The organism is Bacillus sp. TH19 (assembly GCF_016651075.1).
Taxonomy (GTDB): domain Bacteria; phylum Bacillota; class Bacilli; order Bacillales; family Bacillaceae_G; genus Bacillus_A; species Bacillus_A mycoides.
Genome location: NZ_JAEKEO010000001.1, coordinates 299,432 through 314,715 on the forward strand (window position 1 = coordinate 299,432; position 15,284 = coordinate 314,715).

Below are 15,284 nucleotides of genomic sequence, written 5' to 3' on the forward strand. Positions count from 1 at the left end.
GTTTAGTTATATATGATTCTTGTATTATTTATATAAAATACTTGAATATATTTTTATTTGAAATATTGTTTTCTTTAGATTAGATACATAAAAAATAAGAAAAATATAAGTGAATATATTAGTATTAGGATTTTTTGAAACTGTTGACTTTTAAAATTCAGAGATGTATTCTAATACATGAACAACAATTTACTAAGATAAATATACAAATTAATAGATAAATTCTTTAGCTAAACGGACACACCGAAGGCACATAACCTGCCATCGGTGTGTCTTTTTTTATGTATTAATAACATTTGAAAGGGAGAAATCAGAACTATGAATGAAATTGTAAGCATGAGTAAAGAGAGATTTGCAAAGTATTGTGAGGATAATTCAACGTTTGAAGAAAGTATTAGTCGTATCATTAATCATTACTTTTTATTGTTAGGTAACAAAGCTAATATCCTACAAGAAAGGGAGTTTAATAACGAAGTTGAAGAAAAGAAATTTAAGAACAATGTAAAGCGCTTTGAAACTCTATTCCCAGCAGCAGCCAAGAATGCATTTTTAAAAGGATATCAACTATGCCTTGAGTTTGTACATCATCCTGAAACCCACATTCCAGAGGAGCTATATACTGATTCGAATCTTATTAAAGATATTCCTTTTGCTTTAGTAAATGCATCTGAGTTTGAATTATATGAAATCATTCGAACAGATGAAACACAGGAATTTAGTGTATTTACAATACGAACATTTGAGGGGATTCGTCCATTACTAGAACAAGTATTTTGCGAAATTGCATTTGCTGGCGCTGAATGTGCGTTTGAACACGAACGATTGGAAAAAGGATTGGAACTAGTGAATGGGGATACCACTACTTTAACTAAAGTTCCTGTAGATCGTCTTTTTGCAATTACGCCTTCAGTAAATGGAGTTGTTGTGCATGCGGAAGAACATTGTGAGATTTGGAATCTAACTTGGAATAGCGGAGTAACGATAGACAATCCTTTCATTGAGCTTGCAGAGGTTACATTTATTCATCAAACAAGAGATATGATTCAAAAAAGCATTGAAGATGGTGTTTTATACTACAGAATTCTTTATCTCGATACACCATTAAATGAAATTCAAGATCGACTGGAAATACGAATAAAACTTAATTCTGATTTTGAGGCACCACGACCATTGGAACAAGTTGAAGTGGAGTATATTCTGAATGAGATTTTTGGGAAGATTCATCAACAGGCGCAAATTCCAATTGAAAACATGATTTTAATCCAACGCTAAAAGTTAAAGGAGGTCTACCATGGTCAAAAAAATTGTATTAGCCATCAGTGATACTGTATATACGGCATATTTACGAGAAGATTTTGTTGGCGCGGGATTTGAAGTGGCTGATAGTGATGTGATGCATATTAAATATCTAGATGAAATTCTAGATACGGAACAACCCGAGATTCTATGTATTAATGACAAACGATTAAATATTGATGCGGGACAGGAAGATAAACGTGAATTGATTATCATACAGAAGTTAAGGGATATACGTTTTAATCGAGATATTCGTATTGTAGTTTTTACAGAACGTGAAAATGATGATGAGTTTTTGGCGAAACTGATTTATCTAGGTATCTATGACATTTTCAACTCTCGTAGAATTGATATTGATAATAAAGTTATCCCGCAGTTGCTACAGGAGTCGGATATTAAGAATGTAGCCGAGATTGTTGGAGCAAGTCAGGTACCGCAACAAACGAAATTACCGGACATTCCTGCTGAGGAAGAAGAGGAAGTGCCAAGTGACTTAGAGGAAGGAAGCAATGATGAACCTGCCTCTAAGTCAAAAATATTTAAAAACAAACAAAAACGTAAGTCTGTACAAGAGGAAACGGCAAAAGCACCAATAATTAAAAAGCAATATAAATTATCGTTTGAACCTGTATATGAGAAGCAGATTGGTATAGCAATTCCAAGGAAAACAATTGTTGTGGCCAGTATGAATAGGAGAAGTGGAGCTACTTTTGTTTCGCATCTCCTAGCTGCCTATTTGAATGAACTACAGATTGATGTGAACTATATAGAGAATTTATACGATGAGGGGTATACGTATCCACTATTAAAGGGCTATACAGAAGCACCAGAAAATTATCGCAGCGAGTTCATGTTACAGCGCTATAAAGAGATGTTACAGAAGGAATCCGATATATTATCGATTCCAAAGTGGAAGCAAGGAAAGATAAACTTTATCGTAAAGAATCCGATTGTGGACCAAGAATTGAAAAATGAAACAGAGCAAGACTTTGACCATTTCATTAAGGTCTTGTTGGGGAACCAAGAAGCACCTATTTCTATTATTGATGCGGGTAATGATTGGGACAAAGATTTATATCAAGAGATATGCGAGATGGCGGATTACATATTCTTTGTAGCGGAGCCGGATCTTCATCAAATGCTAAAGATAGCACACCCTCTTACGCAAAAAGAAAGAAAGTTAGTTTCCTACTTAGCATTAGAGAAAACAAAAGTAATTGGGAATAAATTTTCATCATCATTGTTAAAACACGAGGTAGTGGAAGAATGTTTAGGACAGAAGTTATTAGCAGCTATACCACCTTATGGGATTGAGGATGTATTTGAAGCACAGTTGAATAGTAGTACGTTACTATCAAGTCGTAACTATTATAGAGAGTTAGAAGGAATAATGAAGAAGATAGCAGAGTTATTACTACCAAACGAATTGCTGAACCAGAAGAAAAGCTCTATATTAAGTGGATTTCGTTTCCGAAAGACCGAAAATTAAGAAGGGATGATAAAAAATGCAAAAATTTATAATAGCTGCGGGTGCGCTACTTTTATTCATAGGCTGTCTTTTCTTTGTAACAGATATGGTGATTGGGGATACAACACATACTGACAATAAGGCTGCATTAAAGAAAGGTAGCAATACTGCCTTATATAAATCAGTAAAAGTCGGCACTTTACGTGCGGAGGAAGAAATAGCCATTGATCCAGAACTAGCAAAGAAAGAGTTCGAGCAAGCGTACAAGCAGAATGCGGCATTCAAAGACCCTGCGTCAAAGCGTGATTTTTCTGTTCATGTTATCCAGGACAAGCCAGCAATGATTGCAGTTGAGGGAAATGTGGATGCAAAGAGCTATCTAAAACAATTTGATGAGAACAAAGGAACAATTAAAAGTAAAGCACGAAACATCTATATTTTTGAGTCTACCTCTGATAAAAAACAACCTGGAGGAAACATAATACAATAGGGCCAAGAACAGTAAGGAGTGAACCAGTATGCAAAATACCGTAACAACAGCTCTATTATTAACTCTTTTTCTATTCTTTATCTCTTTAATCCCGGAAGGCGTACTATATGGTATTCAATTGGTCAAAGCACATAATTTTGCTTCTAATACGATAGAGTTAGCTGAAAGAACAGGCGGATTTCAATATAGTTATAATGGGGAAAACGTAGATTTAATCCCTGATATTGAGAAAAAGATGAAGGCAGAAAATATGGATGGGTGGAAATATGAATTTACAAAAGGACGAGTAGATCGTAACCAACCTCTATATTTTAAGATTAAATCGGAACATCAGTTTTATATATTTAAATTGATTGGTGTTGACGGAGTAAAAGCGCCAATTTGGAGCAATCGTGAGGGAGTAGGAAAAGTATTCTTTCGTGAATAGAGCAGACATAATATAAATCTGGGTAAGAAAACTATGCTGAGAAAAGTGTAGTTTTTTTGCTAGAAAAATATATTTAAAAATAAATATATAAAAATACTTTACAAGCCTATTTTTATATGGTAATATTTTCCATATAGAACAGCGGTCATAAAAAACGCTAATCAATTAATTAATATGTTAAAACATCTAGATTTTATGTTCAATTTAGGTACAATAAAGGAATCTGTAAAAAAACTAATATACTTGGAGGAACAAACAATGGCTAACAAATTTTTAAAAACAGCAACAGCACTAACAATTATGGGAACATCTTTATTAGGAGCAGGAGCATTTACAGCGAAAGCCGCTGATAAAACAGATTTACTAAAATTCAATGATGTTCCAGCAGATCACTGGTCTACGAAAGCAATTTATGATTTAACAAATCGTAAAGTGGTGCAAGGGTACGGAAATAATATCTTTGGTTTTGGTGATAATGTCACTCGTGGGCAAGTTGCTCGTATGATTTATATGTACGTAAAACCAGCGGATGCAGATGCTAGCTTCAAAAATCCATTTACTGATATCAAAGGACATATGTTTGAAAAAGAAATCTTAGCACTTGCTAAAGCAGGTCTTGTAAGTGGTTATGGTGAAGGGAAATATGGTCCAGATGATATTTTAACTCGTGAACAAATGGCACAAGTACTTACAAATGCTTTCAAATTCAAAGCTACTAAGACAACATCGTTTACTGACATTGATAAAAACTCATGGGCATTAAAAGCAATTAGTGCATTAGAAGAAAATGGCGTTACTATTGGTACAGGAGGTAAGATGTATTCACCATATACACATGTAACCCGTGAACAATATAGCCAATTCTTATATAACTCTATTAATGTAATCGAAAAAGAAACAAAACCTGAAACGAAACCAGAAGAAAAACCAGAAGTGAAGCCAGACCCAAAACCTGAGACAAAACCAGAAGAAAAACCAGAAGTGAAGCCAGACCCAAAACCTGAGACAAAACCAGAAGAAAAACCAGAAGTGAAGCCAGACCCAAAACCTGAGACAAAACCAGAAACAAAGCCTGAGACAAAACCAGAAGAGAAACCTGAGACAAAACCAGAAACAAAGCCTGAAACAAAACCAGAAGTTGAACTTCCTAAAGGTGTAGAAATTGATAAGAAATTTATATCTGATAATGTTGTGGTAAATCAAACTGCTTTTGAAAATACTGCCTCTTCAAAGACATCTGTATCAAAAGAAGGACAAAATTTAGTTGAATCTATTAATGAAAAATATAATTTGAACTTAAAATATGGTGAAATTGGTGGAGTAGTAACTTTAGTAGATAAGGAAAATATTTATCTGCCAGCGGGTACATTTAAGTCTCAACTACATGTTTCTGGTCAAAATAAAGATGATTTTGAAATTAATTTCCTATACACTAATGATGCTATTGTTGAATTGACTAAGCAGTGGGTTACTTTATTAAATAACGAGTTGAATTTAGACAAAGAGATTGAAGAAACAATTGAAACTTTAAAAACAAGTAATTATGAAAAAGGTAATTATAAAATTCGAATTGGACATTCAACAGCAGATCAAATGATGTATATCCAAGTTCAAACTAAGTAATCTATATATTGTAATTGAATGATAATTATGGTATTGTTGAAAACAATAATTGAATTGTTTAGTATAAATTAATATACGTAAAGGACACACCTTACGTACCTTCCTAGGTACAGGTGTGTCCTTTTTTCGTTTTAGGAGGATGAATAATGAAGATAAAAAGAAAAACTTTATTAGTAGTAACCTCACTTTTCTTATCAGTACCGGCTTCGGTAAGCGCTCAGAACAGTGATGTTCCATTTTATAACGGGTCAGATAATACGCTATTACGTTCAGATAGGTTGCAGTTAGCAGGGAAATATTTTCGACCAGGGAATGGGTTTGCAGCTGAGCAAACTTTATATAGAGCTGATATCCATTATCCTGCTGTATACAATGGTTCTTTTAATTGGGATAATTCTAGAGAGAATTTAGTAGAAGCAAATGATAATTCTGAACCATATATTCGTATCTCTAATGATGGGTATCTCAATGGTTACGTTCCAGCTGGTGATCGTATGGTAAGTGAAGTAGAAAGATTTACTCCGTCACTTATTACATCTAAATATTGGGGAAACGGAAAATTTGTTTTAGATAATATAGATATGCATAAAATAAGTTCATATAATGAGAATACTCCATTTGGGAAATTTTATTGGATACGAGATATAGCCTATCTTTCGGGTGGTTATGCAGGATCTGGTGGCGTAGATGATGTGAATAAGTTTAACCTGTGGTATGTGCGTACAAGTAAACCTGAAATAAAAGATTTTAAAGCGTCTAGTGGTAAAAAAGATGTACCTGTTAAATTCACATTTAATGGTTTTGAATATGTAAGTAAGGGAAAAGGGTACAACGATAGAGATCCAAATGGGACAACCGTAAATCCATATCAAGCAGCTGCTGGCGAGCGAAATCGTGTGAAATGGATGATAGACATTGAAAAAGATGGTGAAACAGTGCATCATCAGGAGAATTACTTACGTTCAAACCCACAAACAGATAATCAGAAACCAAATGAAGGCGATGCAGGACAATTTACTAAAGAAGATGTAAGCTGGCAGCCGCAAATGTGCGGGCGCTATACTGCGAAAATTAAAGTAACAGACGCTGTTCAAAGGGATTCAAATGAGAAAACAGTCAACTTTAATGTAGATGGTAATTGTGGTACAGAAGTGACACCTAACCCAGATCCAGGTGATGAAGATGATTACAAATTTAAAATTGATTTCTCGGCTGACCGAATTGAAGGTGAAACAGCAAGAGAAGGAAAAAATATTAAAACAAGGGTAGATGTATCACGTGATAACTTTAAACAAGAACGTGACGAATATAGAACGAAGGTAAATAACAACATTAATAAGTCTCAGCAGGAAGTAAATAGCACTGAATCAGATAGAGATAGCGCTCAATCAAGTCTAAGTTATTGCCGTCGTGATCCTATTCATGAAATAGATGCGGAAGGAAATCACCACTATTATGATAGGGACTGCTCATGGGAAGAGAATAGACTAGATAACGCTGCGGGTAGGTTAGATAAGGCAAGAGAGAAGCTAGATAAAGAGAAGAAAAAAATTAAGAAGTTAGATGGATTAGAAGAAAAATATGTGAATCCTGAAACAGTTGTGGTGTTAAAACATAATGGGCAACAAGTGGCTTCACAAAAGATAAGACTAACAGAGGGAGAAAAGAAAACATTGAATCTTGATTGGCAGCATAAAGGGAAAGGAACAATTCAGGCGGAAATTAACCCTGCTGGTAATCGTATAGATATAGAAGAAACCACATACAAAAATAATCCTATTAAAACAGGTATCTATGCACCATCACATGAAAAAGGGATGTGTGGTGTAACTAGCGTAAAAGGTGTGGTAGAGACAGTCAGTGGGCGTGTTTCTAAAGATGATACAGTTGGAGAAATGTATTATGAAACATTAAGTGGAAGTATTGATAATCTAGTACCTTCTAAGCTTCATAGTGGATATGGATTCACTTATGAAGTAAACGGAAAATACAAAAATGATTGGAATGCAAATTACCCTGGTGTATTTACAGAAGCAACGGCACAATATCCTTTTGCCGATGAAGGATTAAAAACTACACAAGATTTGGAGCGTGTTTCTAATACTGGATTGACATCGAAATTCCTTCCTAAAAATATGTATTTGTCTGAAATAACAGGTCTTGTATTTGATAGTAAAAGACCGACAAAGTCCCTTTATTGGGATGGACAGGAAAAGATTATTGATGGGGGACGCAAATGGTACGCACCATTGAAAAAGAAAGATGGTAAATATAATTTTACAGTTGAAACACCCCCAGCGGGAATTAATGAAATGAGTTTATGTATGACAAATCAAGTAGAAATCAAAGGTGCAGCATACGATGATTTTGTAGATAGAGATGTGCTTGCAGATCTTCCATTCCCTGTACAAACACCAGGATGGAACTGGGCAGGAAAAGAACATATTATTACTGACCTGTCAGACTGGTACTATATGAAGAATAGAAATTAGTTAAGTAGTATTGTATAATAAGTTGAATTAACACAATAATATATCCATCTTAAACTAGTAGCTGAATGGACAAACCAAAGGCACATCCCTTAATGGGATGTGCCTTTTTTTCGTAGAAAGGGGAATTTGGAATGGACAAAAAGAAAAAACAACGTGTGAGACGTGCAATTTTCATCGGGGTTGTCGTAATGATTGTATCTCTGTGCATTGGAAGTGAATTTCAGGATCGGAATGGGGAAAGCTATGCTCCTGCAAAGTATTTTGAAACAGGAACAAAATTGATTTCGTTTTAAAAGTAATTTTATTTATTTCATCCACTATAGTGGATGAAGAGACATGACATGGACCATAGTTGATGTTATAATATGTGTAGAAGTATTACAAAGATAGTTTTTGCATAAACTAATAAAGACGAGATGCTTCAACATCTCGCCTTATGTAACTGCTACCGCAAGGTGGTTGGTTACTAGAATTTAGTTATTTTTGTTGAACCACCTAGTACGTTTGCGGCGTTGGGTGGTTCTTTTCGTTTTTTGTCGCTTTTTTTGTATTTTTTTCCAAGACGTTGATAGGAATTTACCTACTCGTTTTGCAAAAAATACAGCGATTTCTCTAGCAATAACTTTCAAAATTTCAATTGCTATAGTGAAAAAAATGTCCATTTGGTCACCTCCTTTCCCCATAAAATGAAAGAGAAAGGATAGCAACCGACCACCCTGAAATATTCAGTTACGTTGCATCTATTATATCATATTTAATGGGTAGTTAATAGCTTTAAAACCTTGATATGACAACGTTTTTAAAGGTTTTTTGTTTTTTTTAATTCGTTCGTTGGGATAGAAAAAACAGATTTTTTTTAGAAATGATTGACATAAAACCGTATATATCATAATATTGAAATTGTAATATTAAAGAAAACAAATCCAACATTTTCATATAGACTTTAGATTAGCTAAAAGGACACACCTAAGGCGCTTTATGCCATAGGTGTGTCCTTTTTTTGCGTTTAAAGGCTACATAAGGAGGAACACAAACATTGAAGCCATCTAAGTTTCAAAAGAAGCAGATTGCTGCGGTTGGTCTTGCCGCTGCAACAGTCGCTGGTATCTATGGATACAATCATTTTGCAGTGGAGAATGCAGTAAAACCAACAAAGATTGTCGTAGCCGCAAAGGATATACCCGCTCATACAGAGATTAAAGAGGATATGCTAGTTGAACGTACATTACCTGGTGATTCCATTCCACCCAATGCATTACGCGTGAGTAAGAAAGAGGTCGTAGGAAAATGGACAAATGATGGGCAACCCATTACAGAAAATAGCTATCTCTTCAAAAATAAAGTGGTAAAGAAAGAAGAGTTACCAGACTCTGCAATATTAAACCTAAAAAATGAAGAAGTTGCTTTCCCATTACTCGTTGATCTTGAAACAAGTTCCGGGAATAGTATTATTCCTAACACATACGTGGACTTGTATTTCAAACAGGTTGTAAAAGAAGGAGACAATGAGAAGGTTGTATTCGGTGGTCTTTTCCAACGCGTACGTGTTACGGCTGCAAAAGATAGTAATACGGAAGATGCATTCGTGTTAGAAAAGAAAGAATCAAAAGAGGAACAAGAGGGTAAACAAAAACCGAAGGTAACTCGTTTATATACATTAGCTGTTTCACCGGAACAACTCCAATACTTAAATCGTGCGAAAATGCTTGGAGATGTGATTCCTGTTGCAGTCGGACAAAAGGTAGAACAAACAGGGAAAGAATTACAACCAGCAGAAGGGTTCTCGCAAATATCTGATCAGAAGAACATTTTAGACTATGTTGAGAAACATTCAACCAATCCAATTTCTAAAAATGTAAAAGAATTTGTTGCACAGTATCTGAACGAATCCAAATAAGAAAGGGGATATAAAGATGGAGCGGCAAGTAAGAATGGTTGCCTTTTATGCGACAAACGAAAACGTAGGGAAAAGCACGTTAAGTATTGCGATGGCGAATGAGTTAGCTCATTTAGGAAAAAAGGTGCTGTATGTAGAAGCAGACCAAATAAGGCCGAGTTTTGCAGTTGGAACAGGTCTTACCCATGACAGCAAAAATATATTAGAGCTTGTTAAAAAAGAAAATGAGTACAATCTCTTGCAGTATATTTGTACCAAACAAGATTTGGTAGAGAAAAAATTGAATCCAAGGTTGATACAAAAATTGCACGATAAGATGGATTTTCTGGTATTTCCATCAGGATATAACATGGCTCACTTCCCTGAGATTCAAAACAAAGAATTATTTGTAACAACATTCATCGAATCGCTTGTAGCCACAGAATACGATTACATCATTCTGTCTGTACCAACTGAATTATCAGAGGTACTGAGTTACCCAATCTTATATCAATCAGATATTGTGGTTCATGTGCTAAATAGTAATCCTCGTGGTGCTTTAGCAATTAAGCAAGAATTGCAGTTGATAGAAGAAACGAAGCTGACATTACCTCGTATGGTTCATGTTTTGAACATGGGGGATGAGAACTATGTAGAAGATATTGAAAAGCTTTCTTCACAAAAAATTGCGGTGACCATTCCATATGATAGAGATCGTACAAGTTACGAATGGGGAATGCAGATTGGTTCCCCACAAATTAATACAAAGGTCCATCACATTATGGAAGCAGCTGGTCTTGATATTGCATCCCAGCATACATCCTCTATGAAAAAGGGTATCTTTGGTTTTCGAAATTAAAAGGGGAGGTTAGTAGTATGTGGGGTTATTTACAGGCAAAACAAGTGGCCTTAAAACGAAATCGAGTAGATTTATACCATTTTGGTTATATGATTCGTTCCAAATCGGCTCGAAAATTAGGGACGACTACAGCTCAACAAGTTAAAGATATAACGGATGAAATTCGTGCGTTTTTAGTAAAAGAACATCGTGATATTTTAAGTGAGTCCTTTATGAATAAGGAGAAGAGAGCTGCTGTAGAAACGATCATTAAAAACTTTTTGTTAAGTAATCAAGTTGTTATCGCAGATGTTCCTTCGGATCAGTTATTAAACATGGTATGTGATGACATTGTGGGATTCGGGATTATAGAGTCTTTGAAAGAGGATAAGGACGTAACCGATATTTATATAAATGGCACAAAAGAGATTATTTACGAAAAAATTGGGGAGGGAGAATGTACATTTCCTTACCGATTTGAAACGGAAGAAGAAGTCAAAGCTTTAGCTTACAAGATGGTAAACAGTACGTCAGAATCATTAAATACAGCAAAGCCATATGTAGATTGTGTATTTCCGTATATACGTATCAATATTGCGTTAGATGAACTTGGGGGACTAGGAACAACGATAACGATTCGTAAGAATGCGGATCATCTTCGTGCCTCTGAAGAGCGTATGTTATCTACAAATCAAGCATCGAGAGAGATGTTGGACTTTTTGGCCGCAGCCGTGAAAGCCAAAATGAATATTTTAGTGGCGGGAGCAACAGGTACAGGGAAGTCAGAGTTTATGAAATATCTTGCTTCTCATATTCCGAAAGGGAAAAAGAAAGAACGTACTCTCGTAGTAGAAGATAACCCTGAATTATATTTGCATCGTATTTTTCCAGAACATCATTTTGTTCCGATGCAGTGTAGGGCATCGGAAGTAGAAGAGAATGCAATTGACTTTGATAGATTGCTAACAAATGCGTTACGACAAGGACCAAAGCGATTAATAGTAGGGGAATCAAGGGGGAAAGAAGCATTAAAAATGCTGAACTTCTTCCAAACAGGACACCCAGGTTTTACTTCTGTCCATGCAAGAAGTGCAAAAGAAGCAGTTAGACGTTTAATGCTCATGTGTCTGCAAAGTGGTGCAAATATTGACGCCCAGTATTTATATGAATTAATTTCGCAGACATTTGATGTGATTGTCTTTTTAGAGAAGAAAGATGATGGAAATCGTTATATTACAGAGATGATTGAACTGTTGGATTATCAAGATGATATACAGTTCAATCAGCTTTCTCAGTTTATCCCGACATATGAGGAACACGATGAAATGAATGAGAGAGTAGGAAAGATTCATGGAGATCATATCACTACAGCGACTATGTCGGCTGATATGGAAAGGAAGTTCCGTTCTTCTACTGTAAATCCAGCTCTTTATGCACCATTCCTTTCACAACAGGAGGTGCAGTATGCATAGTTTGTTAGCTTATGGATGTATCTTCCTCATATTCATGAGTGTACTATTGTTAGTTTTACTTTTCACAAAATCTAAGGGTTCTGCCCTTTCCCAATTTGTACAAGAAAATGAGAAAGAAGAAAGACGCTTAGAATTGCGGAATATCAAAGGAATACGGATGTATCTTCCACAATCCGTTATCCAGGAAGCCCAAAAGTACGAGTGGAAACTGACGAAAAGTATGTACTGGGTATATACGGTACTTTCAGGCATGAGTATTGCAGCTGTCTTCTACTTCTCTTTTGGAAGAGATCCTTTTACACTGATTTCCGCTTTATGTGGATTTTTAGTTCCGAGGTTTCTTCTCTATCGTAGAAAAAAACGTTATTACTTAGTTGTCATAGATCGTCTTTCTATCTATATGAAGGCTGTAGCAAATGCACTTCAAATTAGTAATAACGCAAAACGCGTGTTACTTCAGGTGAAACCGATGATGCATGACAGTATTCAAGAAGAAATAGAAAAAGTTTCTCTTTTATTAGAAGGTGGAACCACGATGCATCGTGCATTTAGAGGGTTTAATGAAACCTTTAACTTTAGAGAATTGGTTTTCTTCCACGAAATGTTGGAAGTATGTAGCCGAGAAGGTGGAGCAAATTCAGTGCAAGTCTTACTAGATATTGCAGAAGATTTCGAAAAACAAAAGCTATACCTGGCAAGATTGCGTTCTAGTTTGTCCCAAGCGCAACGTGCTTTTGTACAGAACTGCTTAATAGTCATCGCAATGCCGATTGTCATTATGTTGATGTCAAAAGAGGCATATGGATTTTTGGCAGGTTCTATGATGGGGAAAATTGCATTAACTATAAATATGTTTATTGTATTTTTCCTAGCAACACGTGTAGAAAAAATTGCAAATTATAACCCGACAGAAAGGGGGGAATAAGATGGCTGCGTTTTTAGGTTTAGTCATATTTGTTGTCATGTACTGGGTATTCTCCAGCTTTCTACAAAGTAAAAAAGACAGTGAGAGTGTACTTACTCATTATGTAGAAAATGCGAAGCGTATTGAAAAGAAGAATTTGAATCAAATGATGCTTGCTCCTTTTCAATCGTTATCACATAAGTATCTGACAGAAGAAAAGAAAGAGCAGATTCAGAAAAAATTAGAGGAAGCTGGCTTGGATACGAAACCAGAAGAATATTTGAAAATGAAGGTTGCGTATCCCGTCATTTTCACATCTGTTTTCTTAATTTGTACCGTATTCCATGATTACTACTTATTTAAAGTAGGCGTTCTGGTTTCACCACTGCTTTACTTCTATCCAGATTACTTATTAAAGAGAAGAATAAAGCAGGCGATAGAAGCAAGGAAGTTTGAATTGCCAGAGTATTTAATTCCGTTGCTGCAATTGTTAAAGACACATACAACATTAGAAGCAGTAAAAAAGGCACAGATATATGCAGGGAGACATCTTAGTCCGTATGTATCTACTCTTACAGCAGAATTAGAAATGTATGCGGGCTCGGATCAACCGTTTAGGAACTTCGCAGCAGCTCTAAATAGTCCAGAAGTAAATACCTTTACGATTGCGTTACAACAAGCGCAAAAAACGGACAAGGTACAAAGTCTTCGGATTATGGATTCGCAAATTAAAATGATGCGTGAATTAAAACATGAGAACTACAACCGTCTGATTCAAGATAAACCAATGGAAATGAATAAATTTAACGTTGCGGTTATTGGTTGTATCGTTATTTATCCAATGGTCATTGTTATTCAATCCTTAACACAAGGATTTGCAAGTTTATAAAAAAGATATTACCCCAAATGGAATAGGAAAAGGAGCAAAATACATGTTAACAAAAATGAAGAATTGGTTAAAAAATGAAGACTCACAATTATCATCAGAAAACGGTATGTTAATCGCCTTGGCGGTCATTATCGTATTAGTCATTGGACCGTTTGTATGGAAAGCAATTCAAGGTGGATATGACACAATTCTAGCTCGATTCACAAAGGCATCAAGCAATGCAGATGTAGATTCTTGGAACAAGAAATAAAAGGTTAGTTTCATAATGTTTGTTAGAAATAGCTCAAATAAATAGATAAGGGAGATTCAATCATGTTAGCAAAAATGAAGAATTGGTTAAAAAACGAAGATTCACAGTTGTCGTCAGAAAACGGTATGCTAATCGCGTTAGCGGTAATTATTGTACTTGTTATTGGACCATTTGTATGGAAGGCAATCCAAGGTGGATATGACACAATTCTAGCTCGATTCACAAAAGCATCAAGCAATGCAAATGTGGATTCTTGGAACAAGTAATAAAATTTTAATTAGGTAAATTCTTATCCTAGTAGTTTCCTAAAATCGATATATAAAGGGGCAAAAATAAAATGTTTGTAAAAGCGAAAAATTGGTTAAAAAACGAAGATTCACAGTTATCATCAGAAAACGGTATGCTAATCGCGTTAGCGGTAATTATTGTACTAGTCATTGGACCGTTTGTATGGAAAGCAATCCAAGGTGGTTATGACACAATTCTATCTCGATTCACAAAAGCATCAAGCAATGCAGATGTAGATTCATGGAATAAAAAATAAGCTTTAAGGTTGTATATAAGGGGAGTCACGTATCATGTGGCTCCTTCTATAAAATAAAAATTAGGAGGTATTATGATGAAATTTAGTAAAGTAATGATTCCTACTTTAGCAACAATTGCTCTGGGTATGTCAGTAATGGGTACACCTACAAGTGCAGCAACAACAGCTGAGACGAAATTAACACAAAGTATTACGGGTGGAGAACATAATGTCGCTGTTACTCCAGCCAGTAATTTTAACGCTGTAACACTAAGTGGAGAAACACAAGTGACAAATGCAAATCCTGGTGTGCTAACAGTCACAGATGCAACTGGTTCAGGAAATGGCTGGAGAATTAATGTAAAAGCAGATCAATTTAAGGTAAATGGTGATGCAAAATCAAATCGAACACTTCCAAAAGGATCTCTAGTTTTAAATAGTGGCGGTGCTGCTATTACGAAAATAGGCGGGACAAGTTCACCTAATTCGGAGTTTAAAACAGCTAACTTTATAATAGATACAGATAATCAGGTTACAATTTTAAGTGCGAAAAAAGATGAGGGTATGGGAAAGTATAATGTGAGTTTTAATGATAAGTCTATGGCGTTAACCTTAAATCCACATAGTACATATGTAGAGAATAAGGCTGGTGCTACCTCATATGAGTCGAAACTTACCTATTCCATTGTAACAGGCCCCTGATTAGAAATTATAGTGCAGAAGAGATACATATTAT

General features: G+C 35.4%; 17 protein-coding genes. 16 read left to right on the plus strand and 1 reads right to left on the minus strand.

What is annotated here, in order from left to right; genetic code table 11:
* Positions 1-318: 318 nt before the first annotated feature.
* The 7 genes from JFU54_RS01480 to JFU54_RS01510 all read left to right on the plus strand — a co-directional run bounded on the left by JFU54_RS01480 (position 319) and on the right by JFU54_RS01510 (position 8,089).
* Positions 319-1,272, plus strand: a complete 954-nt coding sequence (locus JFU54_RS01480; protein ID WP_201063506.1) for a hypothetical protein — start codon at positions 319-321, stop codon at positions 1,270-1,272.
* A gap of 19 nt (positions 1,273-1,291) precedes the next feature.
* A complete protein-coding gene (locus JFU54_RS01485; RefSeq protein WP_201063507.1) occupies positions 1,292-2,785 on the plus strand; it encodes a CpaE/TadZ family protein in 1,494 nt (497 codons plus the stop codon).
* Between the two features lie 16 nt (positions 2,786-2,801).
* The gene (locus tag JFU54_RS01490; RefSeq protein WP_201063508.1) at positions 2,802-3,254 is read left to right on the plus strand and encodes a hypothetical protein; all 453 of its coding nucleotides are present in this window, start codon (positions 2,802-2,804) and stop codon (positions 3,252-3,254) included.
* A gap of 28 nt (positions 3,255-3,282) precedes the next feature.
* Positions 3,283-3,681, plus strand: coding sequence for a DUF4320 family protein (locus JFU54_RS01495; RefSeq protein ID WP_046956950.1), 399 nt, complete (start codon positions 3,283-3,285; stop codon positions 3,679-3,681).
* A 195-nt stretch (positions 3,682-3,876) separates the two neighbouring features.
* Positions 3,877-5,304, plus strand: a complete 1,428-nt coding sequence (locus tag JFU54_RS01500; RefSeq protein WP_201063644.1) for an S-layer homology domain-containing protein — start codon at positions 3,877-3,879, stop codon at positions 5,302-5,304.
* A 146-nt stretch (positions 5,305-5,450) separates the two neighbouring features.
* Positions 5,451-7,796 (plus strand): hypothetical protein, encoded by a 2,346-nt coding sequence (locus JFU54_RS01505; RefSeq protein WP_201063509.1) that lies wholly within the window; start codon positions 5,451-5,453, stop codon positions 7,794-7,796.
* Positions 7,797-7,927: 131 nt separating this feature from the next.
* Entirely contained in the window at positions 7,928-8,089 is a 162-nt protein-coding gene (locus JFU54_RS01510; RefSeq protein ID WP_201063510.1) for a hypothetical protein, read from the plus strand.
* 180 nt (positions 8,090-8,269) lie between these two features.
* On the opposite strand, the gene JFU54_RS01515 is transcribed toward JFU54_RS01510, so the two are convergent.
* Positions 8,270-8,458 (minus strand): hypothetical protein, encoded by a 189-nt coding sequence (locus tag JFU54_RS01515; RefSeq protein ID WP_201063512.1) that lies wholly within the window; start codon positions 8,456-8,458, stop codon positions 8,270-8,272.
* Positions 8,459-8,832: 374 nt separating this feature from the next.
* Between JFU54_RS01515 and cpaB the strand changes: the two genes are divergently transcribed.
* The 9 genes from cpaB (at position 8,833) to JFU54_RS01560 (ending at position 15,250) form a co-directional block, all read left to right on the plus strand.
* A complete protein-coding gene (gene cpaB / locus JFU54_RS01520) occupies positions 8,833-9,693 on the plus strand; it encodes a Flp pilus assembly protein CpaB (protein WP_002069471.1) in 861 nt (286 codons plus the stop codon).
* Between the two features lie 16 nt (positions 9,694-9,709).
* Positions 9,710-10,531, plus strand: coding sequence for an AAA family ATPase (locus tag JFU54_RS01525; protein ID WP_201063514.1), 822 nt, complete (start codon positions 9,710-9,712; stop codon positions 10,529-10,531).
* 17 nt (positions 10,532-10,548) lie between these two features.
* Entirely contained in the window at positions 10,549-11,982 is a 1,434-nt protein-coding gene (locus JFU54_RS01530) for a TadA family conjugal transfer-associated ATPase (protein WP_201063517.1), read from the plus strand.
* Positions 11,975-12,907: a type II secretion system F family protein gene (locus tag JFU54_RS01535; protein WP_201063519.1), complete on the plus strand. Its 933-nt coding sequence runs from the start codon at positions 11,975-11,977 to the stop codon at positions 12,905-12,907. The genes JFU54_RS01530 and JFU54_RS01535 overlap by 8 nt, the downstream gene beginning before the upstream one ends.
* A 1-nt stretch (position 12,908) precedes the next feature.
* The gene (locus JFU54_RS01540) at positions 12,909-13,775 is read left to right on the plus strand and encodes a hypothetical protein (RefSeq protein WP_201063521.1); all 867 of its coding nucleotides are present in this window, start codon (positions 12,909-12,911) and stop codon (positions 13,773-13,775) included.
* A 43-nt stretch (positions 13,776-13,818) separates the two neighbouring features.
* The gene (locus tag JFU54_RS01545; protein ID WP_002166806.1) at positions 13,819-14,025 is read left to right on the plus strand and encodes a hypothetical protein; all 207 of its coding nucleotides are present in this window, start codon (positions 13,819-13,821) and stop codon (positions 14,023-14,025) included.
* A 62-nt stretch (positions 14,026-14,087) separates the two neighbouring features.
* Positions 14,088-14,291 carry a hypothetical protein gene (locus tag JFU54_RS01550; protein WP_002166805.1) on the plus strand — a complete coding sequence of 68 codons (204 nt, stop codon included), beginning with the start codon at positions 14,088-14,090 and terminating at the stop codon, positions 14,289-14,291.
* Between the two features lie 71 nt (positions 14,292-14,362).
* On the plus strand, positions 14,363-14,569 hold the full coding sequence (locus tag JFU54_RS01555) for a hypothetical protein (protein WP_201063522.1): 207 nt from the start codon (positions 14,363-14,365) through the stop codon (positions 14,567-14,569).
* Positions 14,570-14,644: 75 nt separating this feature from the next.
* The gene (locus tag JFU54_RS01560; protein WP_201063525.1) at positions 14,645-15,250 is read left to right on the plus strand and encodes a WxL domain-containing protein; all 606 of its coding nucleotides are present in this window, start codon (positions 14,645-14,647) and stop codon (positions 15,248-15,250) included.
* Positions 15,251-15,284: the final 34 nt, after the last annotated feature.